Below are 1,184 nucleotides of genomic sequence, written 5' to 3'. Positions count from 1 at the left end.
TCTCGTTCTCAGCAGAGCCCATAGGGTCTGATGTCATCACTCACAGTGCCCATCCCGCCGGACGCTGAGGTCCGGCGTGTCGGGCCGGAACCACCGTTCGTTGCACAGGCCCTCCCGGGCGAGACGGAAGTACGTCGCGTCGCCCTGCGGTGCGGCACCGGACGCCGCCGGGTCGAGCGGGGCGAGATCCTGGTTCCCCAGGGCACGAGCCAGACCCAGCGCGGCCTCGCCGTGACCCTGCATGCTCGCCGCGCTCAGGTTCTCCGGAGCGTCGCCCGTCGTGTGGTACTGCACCGGCTGCTCGACGAACGCGACGTCAACGCCGGGCCGGCCGGCGTCGATGACCCGGGTGAGGTCGGTGTCGTTGGGCAGCAGCCGGAACATCTCGACCAGTGACGAGTCGCCCGTCGGGTGCGGGACGGCGTCGGCGAACACCCGGGCCAGCCCGGCGTTGCCCGGGGAGGTCCGGAACATCAGCGACGGCCCGGACACCCCGCGCGCCTCGAAGTTCACGGTGACCGTCGGGCGCGCGGATGGGCTCAGCTCGTCGCGCACCCAGGCCTGCATGCCGAGCAGACCGACCTCCTCGGCGTCGGTGATCAGCACGACGAGGTCGTTGCGCAGCGGCGGGCCCTCCCGCATCGCGCGCACCGCCTCCAGGATCGCTGCCACTGACGCCATGTCGTCCGCGGCGCCGGGCCCGCTCGCGACCGAGTCATAGTGCGCGGACAGAACGACCGCCCCGGTCGGGTCGGTGCCGGGCAGGGTGGCGACGAGGTTGTCGACCGGCGCCGCGGTCAGCCTGCCGTCGGCCCCGCCGATGCCGGTCGAGGAGTGCAGCCGTGTGGTCAGCCCGGCCGCGCTCAGCCGGGCGGCGATCGCGTCCCGGGCGGCACCGGCGGCCTGGCTCCCGCCCGGGCGCGGGCCGTCGACCAGGTCGTCCACCGTGCGCATCGCCCGGTCCGCGCTGAACACGCCGGGGTCCGCGTCCGTCGGGACGGGAACTGGTGCACGTCCGTCCAGCCACGTCGCCGCACTCACCAGGAGTAGGGCCAGGACCGCCAGCAGCCGCGGGCCTGTGCAACGAACGGTGGTTCCGGCCCGACACGCCGGACCTCAGCGTCCGGCGGGATGGGCACTGTGAGTGATGACATCAGACCCTATGGGCTCTGCTGAGAACGAGA

At 72.9% G+C, this 1,184-nt stretch carries 1 protein-coding gene; it reads right to left on the bottom strand.

The features are described from left to right. Positions 1–36: 36 nt before the first annotated feature. Entirely contained in the window at positions 37–975 is a 939-nt protein-coding gene (locus FVA95_RS28830) for a M20/M25/M40 family metallo-hydrolase (RefSeq protein WP_149666905.1), read from the bottom strand. Between the last annotated feature and the right edge of the window lie 209 nt (positions 976–1,184).

The organism is Pseudonocardia sp. EV170527-09 (assembly GCF_008369905.1).
Classification (GTDB): Bacteria; Actinomycetota; Actinomycetes; order Mycobacteriales; family Pseudonocardiaceae; genus Pseudonocardia.
Note: the sequence above shows the minus strand (reverse complement) of the source record. Positions and strands in the feature narration are given on the sequence as shown.